The sequence below is a fragment of the Octadecabacter sp. SW4 genome (assembly GCF_008065155.1).
Classification (GTDB): Bacteria; Pseudomonadota; Alphaproteobacteria; order Rhodobacterales; family Rhodobacteraceae; genus SW4.
The window spans coordinates 552,585-568,285 of sequence record NZ_CP042819.1 but is presented as its reverse complement, the minus strand read 5'-3'; the positions used below and the strand labels follow the sequence as shown (position 1 = coordinate 568,285).

Sequence of the window (15,701 nt, the reverse complement as noted above, 5' to 3'; positions counted from 1 at the left end):
AAGCAAGATGCCCAAAGAAGAGTGGGGAACCAAACGTGTTTGCCCGACAACCGGCAAACGGTTCTACGACCTGAACGCCGACCCGATCATTAGCCCCTACACCGGCGAAACGGTCACCATCAACACCGGCAAGACCCGCACAATGGTCGCCGACGCTGCCGATGCGCAGACCAAAAAGATGGAAGCCGAGTCCGAGGAGGATGATCTCGTTCTTGACGACGATGATGATGACGAAGATGTCGATCTGGGCGATGACGTTCTGGAAGATGATGACGACGATGATGTTTCGCTGGACGAAATCGCCGACGTTGCCGCACCGGACGACGACAGCTAAGTGATCACTCGCTAATCATCGTTGGGCGGGATTTTTTCTCTTGATCTCGCCCGCGACGCTGCATAGACAGCACCTCGCTGACATACCTTCCCACGTCAGCATTCGGGGCCTTAGCTCAGCTGGGAGAGCGCCTGCATGGCATGCAGGAGGTCAGCGGTTCGATCCCGCTAGGCTCCACCAAATCCCCTCGTTTTCGGTTGATCATAGCGGGTAATCCGTCGTCATTCACAACGCTTGAAGTCCCACCCAAATCGCTCCAAGGTTTCCCAAACACCTGGGGGGCGCATGTCACAGATCACCAATCGACTCGGCGCTGATATTGGCGGGACGTTCACGGATGTTGTTCTGGAAACGGCCAGGGGCAGCTTTTCGACCAAGGTTCTGACGACATACGGCGCGCCCGAGGACGCAATCATCGACGGTATGCATCAGGTCTGTGCCAAGGCGGATATTTCCCCTGCTGACATTGGCCAGATCATCCACGGCACCACCCTTGCCACCAACGCACTGATCGAACGGCGCGGGGCCAAAACCGCACTCATCACCACCCAAGGCTTTCGCGATGTAATCGAGATGCGGACCGAATCACGCTTTGAACAATATGACCTGAACCTCACCCTGCCCGACCCGCTTTTGCCGCGCCAGATGCGTTTCACGGTGCCCGGGCGGATTGATGCAACGGGGGCCGAACTGGTCGGGCTGAGCCGCGATGATATCACGCCGGTGGTGCAGCAGATCGCCGCCGCGGGATATGAAAGCGTGGCCATCGGATTATTGCATTCCTATCTGAACGACAGTCATGAACGGCTGGTGGCCGCGGTCGTGGCCGACCTGATGCCCGATGCGATGCTGTCTCTGTCGTGCGAAGTATCGCCGCAGATGCGCGAATACGAACGTTTCAACACCACCGTTGCCAACGCCTATATCAAGCCGCAGATGAAATCCTATCTGGGCCGTTTGCGCGGGCGGATGCAGGCCGAGGGGGTGGGTTGCAACATCTTTCTGATGCATTCCGGCGGCGGGATCATGTCGATCGAAAGTGCGGCGGAATTCCCCGTGCGGCTGGTCGAATCCGGCCCTGCCGGTGGCGCTGTTTTCGCCGCCAATATCGCCGCGCGCTACGGGTTGGACAAGGTGCTGAGTTTTGACATGGGCGGAACCACGGCCAAGATTTGCCTGATCAAGGACCAGACCCCGAAAACATCGCGGGTGTTCGAGGTTGCCCGCACCTACCGGTTCAAGAAAGGGTCGGGCATGCCCATTTCAATCCCGGTGATCGACATGGTGGAAATTGGCGCGGGCGGTGGGTCACTGGCGCATGTTGATGCGATGCAACAAATCCGTGTCGGGCCGGAATCGGCGGGGTCGGAACCCGGGCCGGCCTGTTACGGACGCGGCGGGGATCGCCCGGCGGTGACGGATGCCGATCTGGTGCTGGGCAAGCTTGACCCCGATAATTTCGCAGGCGGCACGATTCCATTGCACACGGATAATTCTGCAGCGGCGCTGACCCGCGTGCTGGGTGACCCTTTGGGCATGGATGCGACCACGGCGGCCTTTGGGCTGGCCGAAGTCGTCGATGAAAACATGGCCAATGCCGCGCGAGTGCACGCGGTCGAAAACGGCGAAGACCTGTCGGATTACACGATGATTGCCTTTGGCGGCGCCGCACCGCTGCACGCTGGGCGCTTGTGCGAAAAGCTGGGCATCACCCGTCTGTTGGTGCCACCGGGAGCGGGCGTCGGTTCGGCGATCGGGTTCTTGCGCGCACCGTTTTCCTTCGAGGCGAACAGGTCGGTCTATATGAAACTGTCGGGGTTTGACGGGGGCCGCGTGGCAACCCTGCTGGCTGAATTGCAGGCCGAGGCACATGGCTTTGTGCGCAACTGCGACCCAGGTGCCGATATTCTGTCGGAATTCAAAGTCTACATGCGCTACACCGGGCAGGGCTGGGAAATTCCGATCACACTGACCGCGGATCAGGCGCAAAACCCCGATGCCGCCACCTACGAGCGGCTGTTCGAGGCAGATTATACCAAGCTGTTCGGGCGCACGGTTGCGGGCTTGGACGTGGAAATCACCGTCTGGTCGGTGAACGCGACAACGCCGCCCGAAACTGTCGAAAAGATCACGCTGGCCAATTCCATTGGCGCGGCGGATACCACCACCGCGCGCCCGATATTCGACCCCGCAGGTGCCGCGTTTGTTGATGCCCAAATCGTATCCCGTGCAGATCTGACCGCCGGTCAGACCGTCCAGGGCCCAGCCGCGATTATCGAAGATGAAACAACGATTATCGTGCCTGTCAGCCGCCATGCCATTCGCCAGCCGGACGGATGTATCGACATCAAGGAGGGCCGCGCATGACCGCCCAGCCATCGAACGTTGCCTATCAGGTGATGTGGAACCGTCTGATTTCCGTCGTCGAAGAACAGGCCCAAGCGCTGGTGCGCACAGCCTTTTCCACCTCGGTGCGCGAGGCGGGAGACCTGTCGGCGGGGGTGTATGACACAGAGGGTCAAATGCTGGCACAGGCCGTCACCGGCACCCCCGGTCACGTCAATGCAATGGCCGATGCGGTGGCACATTTCATCCGCCGGATCGGGCGCGACAACATCGCCGAAGGTGACATCTATATCACCAACGACCCCTGGGAAGGCACCGGCCACCTGCATGATTTCACAATCGTCACCCCGTCCTTTCACAAGGGTGCGCATGTGGGCTTTTTCGCCTGCACGGCGCATGTGGTTGACGTGGGCGGGCGCGGATTTGGCGCCGATGCGGCAAGCGTCTACGAGGAAGGGATACACATCCCGATCATGAAATTCGCCGATCGCGGCACGGTGGACAACACGCTGGTGGCGATCATTCGCGGCAATGTGCGCGAACCTGATCAGCTGATTGGCGACATCTACGCGCTGGCCACCTGTAACGAGATCGGCCACCGCCGGTTGACCGACATGATGCAGGAATTCGGGCTGGACGATCTGGCAGGGATCGCGGCATTTATCCTTGCGCGATCCCGCGCCGCCACGCTGGAACGGATCGCTGCGCTGCCGCGCACCTCGGCCACGGGCGAGCTGACGATTGACGGGTTTGACACGCCGATCACCCTGCGCGTGAAGCTGACGATTGAAAAGGACCGGATCATCAGCGATTTCACCGGAACGTCCGGCGTCGATAAAAAGGGTATCAACTGCCCGCTGGTCTATGCCAAGGCCTATGCCTGTTACGCCCTCAAGGTGGCAATCGCGCCGGAGATTCCCAATAACGCCGCCAGCCTCGCGCCGTTTGAAATTACCGCGCCCGAAAATACCATCGTCAACGCTGTGCATCCCGCGCCCGTGGCCCTGCGCCACATTGTCGGCCATTTCGTGCCGGATGCGGTGTTCAACGCATTTGATCAGATCGTGCCGGGTCTGGTGCCCGCCGAAGGGGCCGGATGCCTGTGCAACTTTCAGGTCAGTTTGCGGCCACGCACAGATGCGCCTGCCCCCGCGGGTGCCGTGCGATCCGAAGTGCTGACCTTCAATTCGGGCGGATCGGGCGCGCGCCCCGCATTTGACGGGTTGAACGCCACCGCTTTTCCGTCCGGTGTCATGACCATGCCGGTCGAGGCCACGGAACACGCCGGCCCCGTGATCATCTGGCGCAAGGAATTGCGCCCCGATTCAGGTGGCGCGGGCAAACAGCGCGGTGGTCTTGGGCAATACATGGAAGTCGGCGCGCGCGAGGGCCATGAATTTGACATTCAGGCGATGTTCGACCGCGTTGATCATCCGGCAAAGGGGCGCCGTGGCGGTGGTGCGGGTGCGCCCACGACCATCGCCCTGAACGATGGCACAGCGATGCGCGGCAAGGGCAAACAGTTTGTCGCGCACGGGCGGCGCGTGGTCATGGCCTTTCCCGGCGGGGCCGGATATGGCGACCCGTCCGAACGTGCGCTTGAGCAGGTCAAACGCGATCTGGCGCGGGGCTATATTTCGGCTGAAACGGCGCAAGCAGATTATGGGCTAAGTGATAAAGAAATCCGCGATGTGGCCCTAGCCGTGCAAGAGGGGCGCGCGCCATGAACAGCTACGACATCGTCATTATCGGCGGCGCGATGGTCGGATCATCCATCGCTTTCTGGACCTCGCGCGATCCTGACTTCAAAGGTCGCATTGCCGTGATCGAGCGCGATCCGAGTTATGAATTTGCCTCGACCACGCATACGAATTCCTGCATCCGCCAGCAGTTCGGCACCCGCATCAATATCCAGATTAGTCAGTTTGGTGCGGAATTTATCAACAATTTCAAATACTACATGGGTGATGACGCCCCCGACATCCCGCTGCAAAACTATGGCTACATGTATCTGGCCGATACCGAAGAATTCGCCGATGTGCTGCGTGAAAACCAGCGGCTTCAGGCCAGCATGGGGGCTGGCACGCGGATCATGTCGCGCGATGATATCGCCGCCGCCTATCCGTTCTACAATCTGGATGATGTGATCTGCGGGAGCCACAACACCCTCAATGAGGGGTATTTTGACGGTGGCACGATCTTTGACTGGTTTCGCAAGAAAGCCCGCGCGCAGGGCGTGGAATACATCAAGGGCGATGTCACGGGGATCAGCCGTTCGGGCGGAACCGTCACCGGCGTCACCTTGGCCGATGGCACCCAGATCAGCGCGGGCAAGATCGTCAACGCATCCGGCCCCCGCGCCAATATCACCGCACAGATGGCGGGGCTGCATGTGCCGGTCGAGGCGCGTCGCCGGTATACGTTTATCTTTGATGCGGCGGCCCCGCTGGACCGCGACCTGCCCCTCACGATTGACCCGTCAGGCGTGCATATGCGCAGTGACGGGCGCTATTACCTTGCCGGCTGTCCGCCTGACGATGACCCGGCGGTGGATTTCGACGATTTCACCATTGATCACGGTCTTTGGGAAAACAAGGTCTGGCCCGTTCTGGCCACCCGCGTGCCTGCCTTTGAACAGATCAAGCTGATCAACACCTGGGTCGGGCATTACGCCTATAACACGCTTGATCAGAACGCGATTGTCGGGCCACACCCCGAGGTTGGCAATTTCTACTTTGCCAATGGTTTTTCCGGGCATGGGCTTCAGCAATCTCCTGCCATTGGGCGGGGAATGGCCGAATTGCTCGTGCATGGCCAGTTTCGCACCCTTGACCTTGCGCCGCTGGGGTATGACCGTATCGCAAGCAACACACCTTTCGTCGAACGGGCCGTGATCTGACGCAAGAACAAAGGAAGACCCATGAAGAAAATCGTCCTCACCGGAGCGCTGGGTGCGCTTGGATCGCAACTGCGTGAACCCCTGTCAAAAATGGCTGATGCGCTGGTGTCCGTCGATCTCCAAGACGCCCCCGACCTGCTGGTAAATGAAACATTCGCCAAGGCCGATGTCGCCAAGATGGATGAAATCGGACCACTGCTGGAGGGCGCGGACATGGTCGTGCATTTCGCCGCCATTGCGGATGAACGCACCTTCGAGGAGCTGCTTGGACCCAATTACATCGGTGCCTATAACGTCTGGGAAGCGGCCTATCAGCATGGTGTGCGCCGGGTGGTCTATGCCTCGTCGATCCATGCGGTCGGGATGCATCCCACCGCCGATGGTGTCGATACCAACTGTGATCACCGCCCCGATACATTTTATGGTCTGGCCAAATGCTTCGCCGAAGACATGGGCCGGATGTATTGGGAAAAGCGCGGGCTGGAATCTGTCTGCCTACGGATTGCGTCCTGCACGCCGGAACCGGGCAACGTGCGCGCCCTTGGCACGTGGCTGTCTTACGGCGACCTGATCCAGCTTGTCGAACGTGCGGTGGACACGCCCACCGTTGGATTTACCGTGGTTTACGGCGTCAGTGCCAACACCCGCGTCGCGGTGGACAATTCCCGCGTGTCGTTCCTGGGATATCGCCCGCAAGACAACGCCGAAGACTGGGCCGCGGCACTGTTCGCCAAGGAAGGCCCGGCCGATCCGCAAGACCTTGCGCAGATGCGTATCGGCGGGCCGTTCGCAACCGTGCCCTTGGGTGAAAGCGGCGTTGCGATGATCAAGAAGATGGGCGCGGACGACCCCGAAGCCCCTCCCGAAGTCGCAGTGACACCCAAAGGAAACGGTGGCAAATTACCCTCGTTCCTGTCGAAAAAAGGCATGAGCTAGGGCGTTTCGACTTTACATCGAGACACCGCAGATCGCTTTTCGCGTTCGCCCGCAGGGAGAGGCCGCGAACAAGCGAGTCAGTGTTAAGTCGAAACGCGATAGGGCGCGGCTTGCGCAAAACGGATCACGAAACGCGCGCCGCTGTCTGATGTTTGGGCCAGCGTGATTGTCGCCCCATGTGCATCAAGCATGCGAGCGACGATAGGCAGGCCCATGCCGGTGCCACCATCGTCGCGACGGGTGGTGAAAAAGGGATCAAAAATGCGCGCGCGGTTGCCGTCAGACACGCCGTTGCCGTTGTCGGCGACCGTCAATTCGCACCCATCGCGCGCGGTGATCGTCACCGCTGTCGCGCCATGCGCGGTGGCATTGCCCAGCAGGTGATCAAGCACCATCCGCATCCGTTCGCCAGCAATCGGCAGGGCATCATCGCCCCGCACGGTGATGTCCAGCGTGGGAAAATCCTGGCGTAACTCCTTGGTCAAATCGGCGATCCGGCATTGGCCCTGCACCAAGGGTTCCTGCGCGCGCGCCAAGGCGCGTTGCGCATCAAGCAGCGCGGTCATCCGGTTTGCCGCATCGTCGATCTGCGCCAACAACCGCACGCGCGCCGCAGCAGGAAGGTCAGGCGCGGCCAGCAGTTCGCTTGCGCCGCGGATCACCGTCAGGGGTGATTTCAGCTCGTGGGTCGCATGGTCGGCGTAGCTGCGCAACACCGCCTCGCGATTCAGCAAAACGTGACCCATATCAAGGATCGACTGGCCCATGTCGCGCATTTCGGCCGTGCCATAGTGCGACAGGGGGGCAAGCGCCGCTTCCTCGCCATTCTTGATGGCATTGGCGCGTTCGGCCAAAGCGGTGATCGGGTTCAGCAATACGCGCCACATCATCCAGCCCAAAATCGCGGTGGCTGCAATCACAAGGACGGTGATCAGCACCGCCGCCCCCGTGCACGTCATTGTCGGCCAGCCTTCACCGATAAATGCGGGGCGCAGCGGCACGCAAAGCACCCGCACCACACCAAACCCAAGAAACGGCAAGGCCAGCACCGCGATCAACATGCAGCCCAGAAACAACGCAAGCGTCGGCCGCCATTTGCGCCTTATCTGCCCCGACATGGGCCCATCCTGATCCCGACGCCATGCACGGTTTCAATAGCATCCGCGCAGCCTGCCTGGGTCAGTTTATGGCGCAGGTTGCGCAGGTGGCTGTCAACCGTGCGGTCACTGACATGGATGTTGGTACCATAGATCGCGTCCACCATCTGCGGGCGCGATGTAACATGATCGGGCCGTTGGATCAGACGCGCCAAAAGGTCCATCTCGCGCGCGGTCAGCGGCACGGTTTCGCCAGCAACACGGCAGATGTGGCGGGTCTGATCGACTTCGACAATGCCATGACGCGCGGTGGTTTGTGCGGGCGTGTGGGTGCCGGAACGTTTCAGAATGGCGCGCACACGGGCCACCAGTTCGCGCGGCGAAAACGGCTTGGCGACATAGTCATCCGCCCCCATTTCAAGGCCGACAACACGGTCGATTTCATCGCCGCGAGCCGTCAGGAACAGAATCGGCACCTCGCTTGACTTGCGCACCTCGCGGCACACCGCCAGCCCATCCATTTCCGGCAGACCAATATCCAGCACGATCAGATCGGGCCTCTCGCGCGCTGCCAGAGTCACGGCCATCGCCCCGTCACTGGCCTGCACGACATCAAAATCGGCCTGTCCAAGCGCAATCTGCAACATGTCGCGAATCTGCGGGTCGTCATCAACGATCAGGATTTTGCTGCTCATGTCGCGCTCCCTTCACCGGTCAGGTTACGGCGCAGGCGCCAGTTGCGGTAGCCCCAATCGCGCCAGCCATCGGGCGCGGCAAGGGTCACATCGGACGCGCGGCAAATCTGATACCCGATGCGGCGTTCATGGGCGATGATCGCGGCGTCAGCCCCTTCGCCCAGCATACAGACATAGTGTGTCGCCCTGGGGTGACGGTCCAGATTATAGGTTGCGATGATCCCGGCCACGTTGACGAAGCACAGCACATAAAGCACACCCAAAGTCATCGCCGCATTGGTCCAAACCAGCCACGTGATGCTGCGCACCCGCGCCATCTGCCAAATCATCGCCACCAGCCCCGCAGCGACCAACCCCATCCAGATCATCGCTGCAAAGCGCAGATACGTCAGCCCGTAGGCCTGCACATATAGATCAAGGCGCAGCAAGGCAGAAAGGGTCAGCGCAACGTTCTGTGCAACCCATAAATAAAGCAGCGCTTTCAGCCCCTTGCGCCCCGGTAGGAAGGGTTGCGCCAAGAGCGCAAACAGCCCCGCCAGCAGCGCTGTGGCGATCAGCGGATAAGCACCCCGATGGGCATATTCGGCATAGGTCAGCCCGTCAGGCAGGCGCGCGCCGCCCCATAGATAGGTCATATCCATTGCCGTCTGCAGTGCGAAAATCAGGTTGAAGCCGATCAAGGCACGCCAAAGCGACGCGGCATTCAAAACGGCGTGGGGCAAGCGAAAGACCGATCGATGCCCTGTCAGCGGCAAAGGCGGCACCATCCGCGCGCGCAGCGGGGCAAGCCGCAAGGACGGCCAGACCGCAACTGCCGAAAAGACCCAGAACAAGACCCTCTCAAGGTCGCCGATGGTCGCAGGGGCGAGACTTGTCACAGAGGATACCCAGCCTGCAAGGATCGGATTGGCGCGCATCAACAGGATCAGAAATACGCCACCCAGCCCGACCGGCAGCGCCCAGTTCGTGAACAGCCCCGCAAAGGGAATGCCGCGCACTTTCTCGCCGACGTTGACCTGTTTGGGTGTCGCCAGAATATCACGCGCGGTTTGCAGATGCCCCAGCACCACGAACCGCCCGACTGCCCGCCCCAGGCGCGCGCTGTCAATCGGGCCGCCGTCCAACAGCACCCGGGCGACAAAGTGCAACAGACCCCCGATCGCAAAGGCGATGGACAAGGGCTGCACGACTTCGACAAGCGGCAATACACCAAGGCCAATGCCTGCCCAGCCCATCATTATCCCGTGCCGTGACAGGCGGTGGCTAAGGCAAAATTGCGCAGCAGCCGCGAGTACGGCAATGACCACCACAAGCGACAAACCCGGCGCGGTGGCACGCCACAACAGAACGTCGATCAAAACGATCAGCCCGGTCAAAAGCGCAAAGGCACCCTGTGTCACGACCGGCGAAGGGCGGATGCCGTCAGTTGCGCCGCTACGGCTGTCGGCGGCGATCCACCACGCATCCCTGGCCAGCCCGCGGGGCAATCCGCGCACGGTATATCCTGACATGTCTGATCCCTCGTCTTGTTGATTGGCGACGGGGATAGGGCGCGGCGGTGCAAGCCCCGCGCGCGGTTCGTGCAGTTTTTGTGCAGCAGTTATGTGGCGGCAGCGGCCCGTATGGCGCGGATGTTTTCACCGTAGGCCGCCGGGTTTTGAACCGATCCGCCCTTGAATACGGCTGACCCCGCGACCAGCACATCAGCCCCCGCCGCAATCACAAGCGGTGCGGTTTCCGGCGTCACGCCACCGTCAATTTCGATGTGAATCGGCCGGTCCCCGATCATCGCGCGCAGCTGGCGCACCTTGTCGATCTGGCTATGAATAAACTTTTGCCCACCAAAACCGGGGTTTACTGTCATCACGCAGACCATGTCGATCATATCAAGCAGATATTCAACTTCGGTAGCGGGAGTGGCGGGGTTCAGCGCCACGCCTGCCTTGGCCCCCGTGGCGCGGATCGCCTGCATCGTGCGATGGGTATGCGCGCCCGCCTCGACATGGGCGGTAATAATATCGGCACCAGCAGCGGCGTAGGCTTCGATATACTGATCCACCGGCGAGATCATCAAATGCACATCCATCACCGTCTTGATATGTGGACGGATTGCGGCACAAAGGGGCGGGCCGAAGGTCAGGTTGGGCACAAAATGCCCGTCCATCACATCCACATGGACCCAGTCACAGCCCTGATCCTCGATCGCCTGAATTTCAGCACCGAAATTGGCAAAGTCCGCCGACAGAATGGACGGGGCAATTTTCACTGAACGATCAAAAGTCATGGCAGGCTTTCCTTGTGCGGCGTTTCATACCCTTTAGCCTAGCGCACGGGCGGCGTCACCTCCCCCGTGCAGGTGCGACGCGATGGCAGGGGGCGGCCTGCGATAGAGTGTGGTATATGGATATTATGGACCAGATCAAACTCTATCACGCTGATATTATTCCCAAAGGTGCCGCTTATCACCTCACCCGTGCAACTTTGGATACGCGCCGTCCGCGAGTCTTTCATGCCCATGATTTTTTTGAACTTCTTTGGGTGCAGAATGGCACCGTGCGCCATCACTTGCCCTTAGGGCGCGCCGATCTGAGCGAAGGGGACATGCTGTTCGTGCGCCCCGATCATGCCCACGCTCTTCAAGGGCGCGGCGAGGAGGCGCTGGTCGTTTCGATCAGCCTTTCGCCCGACATGATCGCCGACCTTGGGCAGCGCCACAGCGCGTTAAGGGGACGGTTTTTCTGGGCTGACAGCCCAGCGCCAGTCCTTCAACACCGCGACATGCGCCAGCTTGCAACCGTCAACGCCGCCGCATTGCGTCTGGAACGCGCGCAACCCAGCGTATTCGAGGCCGAAGCATTCTTACTTCCGCTCCTGACCAGCCTGCTTGACGGCGCACCCGACATACCCGGCGGCGCACCGCAGTGGTTGGCCGATGCCTGCGCAAGCGCCCAAGACCCCGCAGTTTTCCGGCACGGGGCAGCAGGTTTTGTCGCCGCCGCGGGCCGTGCTCACCCCCATGTCAGCCGCACGGCGCGCGCCCATCTGGGCCAAAGCCCGTCAGAATATATCAACGCGATCCGTATGGATTACGCGGCGCGGCGCCTGTCGGGCACCGCCGACACATTGTCCGAGATCGCCACTGATTGCGGCATCCCGAACCTGTCGCATTTCCACAAGCTGTTTCTGGCGCATCACGGCCAGACTCCGCAGCGCTATCGCCGTGCGCGACAACGTGACGTCCTGCAGCCCACGCGCGCTTGAAAACGGCGCGGGGCCGTGCCACGTTCTATCTCTGCAATCGGAGAATGCCGCGTGACCACGACCATCGACACCAAAACAACCCACCTGCCCCAGACGGTCGAGGCGCGCAATGACGGTCTGCCCCTTGATCTGTCATGGGTGCGGTCCGTGCAGGCGAACACATCCGCCATTGAACGGCGGGCCGCGACCCTTCCGGGGCGGCGTAGCGTCAAAAAAGAGTATCAGGCGGCATGGCTATGCCGTGCGATATCCTGCATCGACCTGACCACGCTGGCGGGCGACGACACCGAAGGGCGCGTGCGCCGCTTGTGCGCCAAGGCGCGCCAGCCCGTGCGCGCGGACATTCTTGCGACCCTGGGCATGACCGGCCTGACCACCGGTGCGGTCTGCGTTTATCACGATATGGTGCCAACAGCCGTGGACGCGCTGAACGGATCTGGCATTCCCGTCGCGGCCGTGTCCACAGGGTTCCCCGCTGGTCTGTCACCGTTGCACCTGCGACTGGCCGAGATCGGCGAAAGCGTGGATGCCGGTGCCAAGGAGATCGACATCGTGATTTCCCGCCGCCATGTGCTGACCGGCGACTGGCAGGCGCTTTATGATGAAATGCGCGCCATGCGCGAGGCCTGCGGCGATGCCCACGTCAAGGCTATTTTGGCCACGGGTGAATTGGGGACGTTACGCAATGTCGCGCGTGCCTCGGTGGTTTGCATGATGGCGGGCGCCGATTTCATCAAGACCAGCACCGGCAAGGAACCGGTCAACGCGACCCTGCCCGTGACCCTGACCATGATCCGCGCGATCCGCGAATATCATGAACGCACCGGTATTCGCGTGGGCTACAAGCCTGCGGGCGGGATCAGCAAGGCCAAGGATGCGATCACCTATCTGGCGATGATGAAGGACGAGTTGGGGGATCGTTGGTTGCAGCCTGATCTGTTCCGTTTCGGCGCCTCGAGCCTTTTGGGCGATATTGAGCGGCAACTTGAACACCACGTCACCGGTGCCTATTCGGCCCAGTGGCGTCACGCGATTGGATAGCGCGGGATGAGTTGTATTTGCCAAGATGAAGTTGAAGCAGGAGCACGGGCATGACCGTTCGCGACATTTTTGAAAGCATGGATTATGGCCCCGCCCCAGAAGGGGCTGCCGAGGCGCTTGCGTGGCTGGTCGATATGGGTGACAGCTTTGGCCACTTCATCGACGGGCAGTTCACCGCCGTTGGCGCGACCTTTGAAACCCGCAACCCGGCCACTGGCAACGTGCTGGCCAATGTGACCCAGGGCACGCAGGCCGATGTGGAAGCCGCCGTAACAGCCGCGCGCAAGGCGCAGGGCAAATGGGCAAAGCTGGGCGGGCATGGTCGCGCCAGGGTGCTTTATGCCATTGCGCGCCTTTTGCAAAAGCATTCGCGTCTGTTTGCTGTGCTTGAGACGCTGGACAACGGCAAGCCGATCCGCGAAAGCCGCGACATTGATATTCCGCTGGCGCAGCGGCATTTCTATTACCATGCAGGCATGGCGCAGTTGATGTCGGCCGAATTGCCCGACCGCCAAGCGCTTGGCGTTTGCGGCCAGATCGTGCCGTGGAATTTCCCGCTGCTGATGCTGGCGTGGAAGATCGCGCCCGCGCTGGCGATGGGCAACACGGTGGTGTTGAAACCTGCTGAATATACCTCGCTCACGGCACTGCTGTTTGCGGATATCTGCCGTCAGGCGGGCGTGCCCAAGGGGGTCGTGAATATCGTTACCGGTGACGGCGCGGTCGGCGAAATGATCGTCAACGCGGATGTCGACAAGATCGCCTTTACCGGGTCAACTGCTGTGGGTCGCCGCATTCGCGCGGCAACGGCGGGCAGTGGCAAGGCGCTGACCTTGGAGCTGGGCGGGAAATCCCCTTATATCGTGTTTGACGATGCCGATCTGGACAGCGCCGTTGAGGGACTGGTTGATGCGATCTGGTTCAATCAGGGGCAGGTTTGCTGCGCCGGGTCACGCCTGCTGGTGCAGGAAGGTGTCGCCGACCGTTTCTACTCCAAACTGCGCGCCCGCATGGACAAGCTGCGGGTCGGCAACCCGATGGATAAATGCATCGACGTGGGCGCAATTGTGGACCCTGTGCAGTTGCAACAGATCAGGGACAAGGTCGATGGCAATAACGCCGGCGTCACCTATCGCGCCACCTGTGACATGCCCGCCGAAGGGTGCTTTTATCCGCCGACCCTGATCACCGGGCTAGCGCCTGCTGATACCTTGATGCAGGAAGAAATCTTTGGTCCCGTATTGGTTGGCACAACATTCCGCACCCCGTCCGAGGCTGTCGAGGTGGCCAACAACACCCGCTACGGGCTGGCCGCCACGGTCTGGAGCGAGAATATCAATCTGGCACTGGATATCGCGCCGAAACTGGTCGCCGGTGTGATCTGGATCAACGGCACGAACATGTTTGACGCGGCTGCCGGATTTGGCGGCATGCGCGAAAGCGGGTTCGGCCGCGAGGGTGGTTGGGAAGGCTTGCAGGCCTACACACGGCCCAAGGGCAATGCGAAAAAGCAAAAGCCCGTAGCAGCCTTTACTACCGAAGATGGCCACCCCGCCGACCCGCTCGATCGCACGGCCAAGCTTTATATAGGGGGCAAGCAATCGCGCCCTGATGGCGGCTATTCAACCCCCGTGTTTGATCGCGCGGGCAAGTTGCTGGGTCACGTCTCTGTTGCGAACCGCAAGGATGTGCGCAACGCCGTCGAGGCGGCGAATGGGGCCAAGAGTTGGGGCAAGACCACGGGCCATCTACGCGCACAAATCCTGTATTACATCGCCGAGAACCTGTCGGCGCGCGCTGACGAATTTGCCGACCGTATCAACCGTCTGACCGGCGGCCGTAGCGGTGCCAAGGAGGTCGAGGCATCCATCCGCCGCCTGTTCACCTATGCCGCCTGGGCCGATAAACTGGACGGGGCTGCCAAGGGGGTGCCGATCCGCGGCGTTGCCTTGGCGATGAACGAACCGGTGGGCACGATTGCGGCCCTGTGTGACGATGAACATCCGCTACTGGGTCTGATCAGCGCGATGGCCCCCGCCATCGCGATGGGCAACCGCACGGTGCTGGTGGCGAGCGAACCCTTCCCGCTGGCGGCGACCGATTTCTATCAGGTGCTGGAAACATCCGATGTGCCGGGCGGCGTGGTGAACATCCTGACCGGATCACATGCCGAACTGGCCCCGACACTGGCCGCGCATATGGATATCGACGCGGTCTGGTCGTTTTCCAGCACGGACCTGTCAGGCGAGATTGAACGCGCCGCCGCGCTAAACCTGAAACGCACATGGGTCAACAACGGCCAGGCACGCGACTGGATGGACCGCGGGGTGGGTGAAGGACGCGCATTTTTGGCGGCCGCGACCGAGGTCAAGACGATCTGGATACCCTACGGCGAGGGCTAAGCGCTATTTGCTTTTCCAGCTATCAAGCCAACGGCGGATGCGCCCCCGCCGTTCGGCCAGATCAGCGTTGACGTGATCAAGCCGGTCACCTGCCTTGTCGGCAATCGGGTCAAGCGTGCGCTCACGAAACTGCATCCACATGGCGCGGATGAACAGGATGCCGATGATCAGGGCAATGAAGAACACGATATTGAACCACGGGACCGGGCGATAATCCGGCCCGTCGATCTGTTTGATCGCAATGGCGTTGGGGAAGATCGTAAAGAAGCGGTTGCGCCAGCCATAGTGCGTGATCGTCACCCATTTCGGGTCTTCGGCGGTTGAAACCAAATCCTGCGCCTCGCCCTGAAGATCGCGGGTGTCGAACTTGAAATAGGGCGGCCAGATCCAGCCGGTATCTTCGTTGCGATAGACCATCACATCATCACCGCCGCGGATCAGTCCGAACAGATAGGTCTGTTTGCGCTGCGCGGTGATGAACAACACATCACGGTTCACGCCGTCGACGTTGCCACTATCGGCCTGCGCAAAGAACCAGCGGTTGAAACTGCTGAAATCCTGCCGGATCGTATCGGTACCGGTAATGCGCGCCACGTCCTTTTGCGGTAAGGCGTAATGTAGCAAAAGCCCGAAAGCCACGAAAACGGTGATGCGGAAGATACGACGAAAATTGCGCATGATTGGGCGCCT

General features: G+C 61.0%; 13 protein-coding genes and 1 tRNA gene. 9 read left to right on the top strand and 5 right to left on the bottom strand.

The features are described from left to right. Positions 1-7: 7 nt before the first annotated feature. From FTO60_RS02910 to FTO60_RS02885, 6 genes are all read left to right on the top strand, one after another. Positions 8-334 (top strand): TIGR02300 family protein, encoded by a 327-nt coding sequence (locus tag FTO60_RS02910; protein ID WP_148054565.1) that lies wholly within the window; start codon positions 8-10, stop codon positions 332-334. Positions 335-438: 104 nt separating this feature from the next. Beyond that, positions 439-514: transfer RNA gene (locus FTO60_RS02905), tRNA-Ala, on the top strand. A 105-nt stretch (positions 515-619) separates the two neighbouring features. Next, positions 620-2,701 (top strand): hydantoinase/oxoprolinase family protein, encoded by a 2,082-nt coding sequence (locus FTO60_RS02900; RefSeq protein ID WP_148054564.1) that lies wholly within the window; start codon positions 620-622, stop codon positions 2,699-2,701. After that, complete coding sequence (locus FTO60_RS02895; RefSeq protein ID WP_148054563.1) at positions 2,698-4,407, top strand: hydantoinase B/oxoprolinase family protein; 1,710 nt, start codon at positions 2,698-2,700, stop codon at positions 4,405-4,407. Before FTO60_RS02900 ends, FTO60_RS02895 begins: the two co-directional genes overlap by 4 nt. After that, entirely contained in the window at positions 4,404-5,579 is a 1,176-nt protein-coding gene (locus FTO60_RS02890; protein WP_148054562.1) for an FAD-binding oxidoreductase, read from the top strand. The genes FTO60_RS02895 and FTO60_RS02890 overlap by 4 nt, the downstream gene beginning before the upstream one ends. Before the next feature lie 21 nt (positions 5,580-5,600). Beyond that, complete coding sequence (locus tag FTO60_RS02885; RefSeq protein WP_148054561.1) at positions 5,601-6,515, top strand: NAD(P)-dependent oxidoreductase; 915 nt, start codon at positions 5,601-5,603, stop codon at positions 6,513-6,515. An 83-nt stretch (positions 6,516-6,598) separates the two neighbouring features. Here the strand turns inward: FTO60_RS02885 and FTO60_RS02880 are convergent, their stop codons facing one another. From FTO60_RS02880 to rpe, 4 genes are all read right to left on the bottom strand, one after another. After that, on the bottom strand, positions 6,599-7,633 hold the full coding sequence (locus FTO60_RS02880; protein ID WP_148054560.1) for a sensor histidine kinase KdpD: 1,035 nt from the start codon (positions 7,631-7,633) through the stop codon (positions 6,599-6,601). Continuing rightward, positions 7,618-8,307 carry a response regulator transcription factor gene (locus tag FTO60_RS02875; RefSeq protein WP_148054559.1) on the bottom strand — a complete coding sequence of 230 codons (690 nt, stop codon included), beginning with the start codon at positions 8,305-8,307 and terminating at the stop codon, positions 7,618-7,620. Before FTO60_RS02875 ends, FTO60_RS02880 begins: the two co-directional genes overlap by 16 nt. Further along, positions 8,304-9,818: a DUF4173 domain-containing protein gene (locus FTO60_RS02870; protein WP_148054558.1), complete on the bottom strand. Its 1,515-nt coding sequence runs from the start codon at positions 9,816-9,818 to the stop codon at positions 8,304-8,306. Before FTO60_RS02870 ends, FTO60_RS02875 begins: the two co-directional genes overlap by 4 nt. Positions 9,819-9,907: 89 nt before the next feature. Continuing rightward, a complete protein-coding gene (gene rpe, locus FTO60_RS02865) occupies positions 9,908-10,591 on the bottom strand; it encodes a ribulose-phosphate 3-epimerase (protein ID WP_148054557.1) in 684 nt (227 codons plus the stop codon). A 116-nt stretch (positions 10,592-10,707) separates the two neighbouring features. Here rpe and FTO60_RS02860 point away from each other — a divergent pair, with 116 nt between their 5' ends. Genes FTO60_RS02860 through FTO60_RS02850 form a run of 3 tightly spaced genes read left to right on the top strand, consistent with a single transcriptional unit; the run spans position 10,708 to position 15,011 of the window. Further along, positions 10,708-11,568 (top strand): AraC family transcriptional regulator, encoded by an 861-nt coding sequence (locus FTO60_RS02860; protein WP_368074257.1) that lies wholly within the window; start codon positions 10,708-10,710, stop codon positions 11,566-11,568. A 51-nt stretch (positions 11,569-11,619) separates the two neighbouring features. After that, positions 11,620-12,609 (top strand): deoxyribose-phosphate aldolase, encoded by a 990-nt coding sequence (gene deoC / locus FTO60_RS02855; RefSeq protein ID WP_254696874.1) that lies wholly within the window; start codon positions 11,620-11,622, stop codon positions 12,607-12,609. Between the two features lie 50 nt (positions 12,610-12,659). Then, complete coding sequence (locus tag FTO60_RS02850; protein ID WP_148054556.1) at positions 12,660-15,011, top strand: aldehyde dehydrogenase family protein; 2,352 nt, start codon at positions 12,660-12,662, stop codon at positions 15,009-15,011. A gap of 3 nt (positions 15,012-15,014) precedes the next feature. Here the strand turns inward: FTO60_RS02850 and FTO60_RS02845 are convergent, their stop codons facing one another. Next, positions 15,015-15,689 carry a DUF1523 family protein gene (locus FTO60_RS02845; RefSeq protein WP_148054555.1) on the bottom strand — a complete coding sequence of 225 codons (675 nt, stop codon included), beginning with the start codon at positions 15,687-15,689 and terminating at the stop codon, positions 15,015-15,017. Between the last annotated feature and the right edge of the window lie 12 nt (positions 15,690-15,701).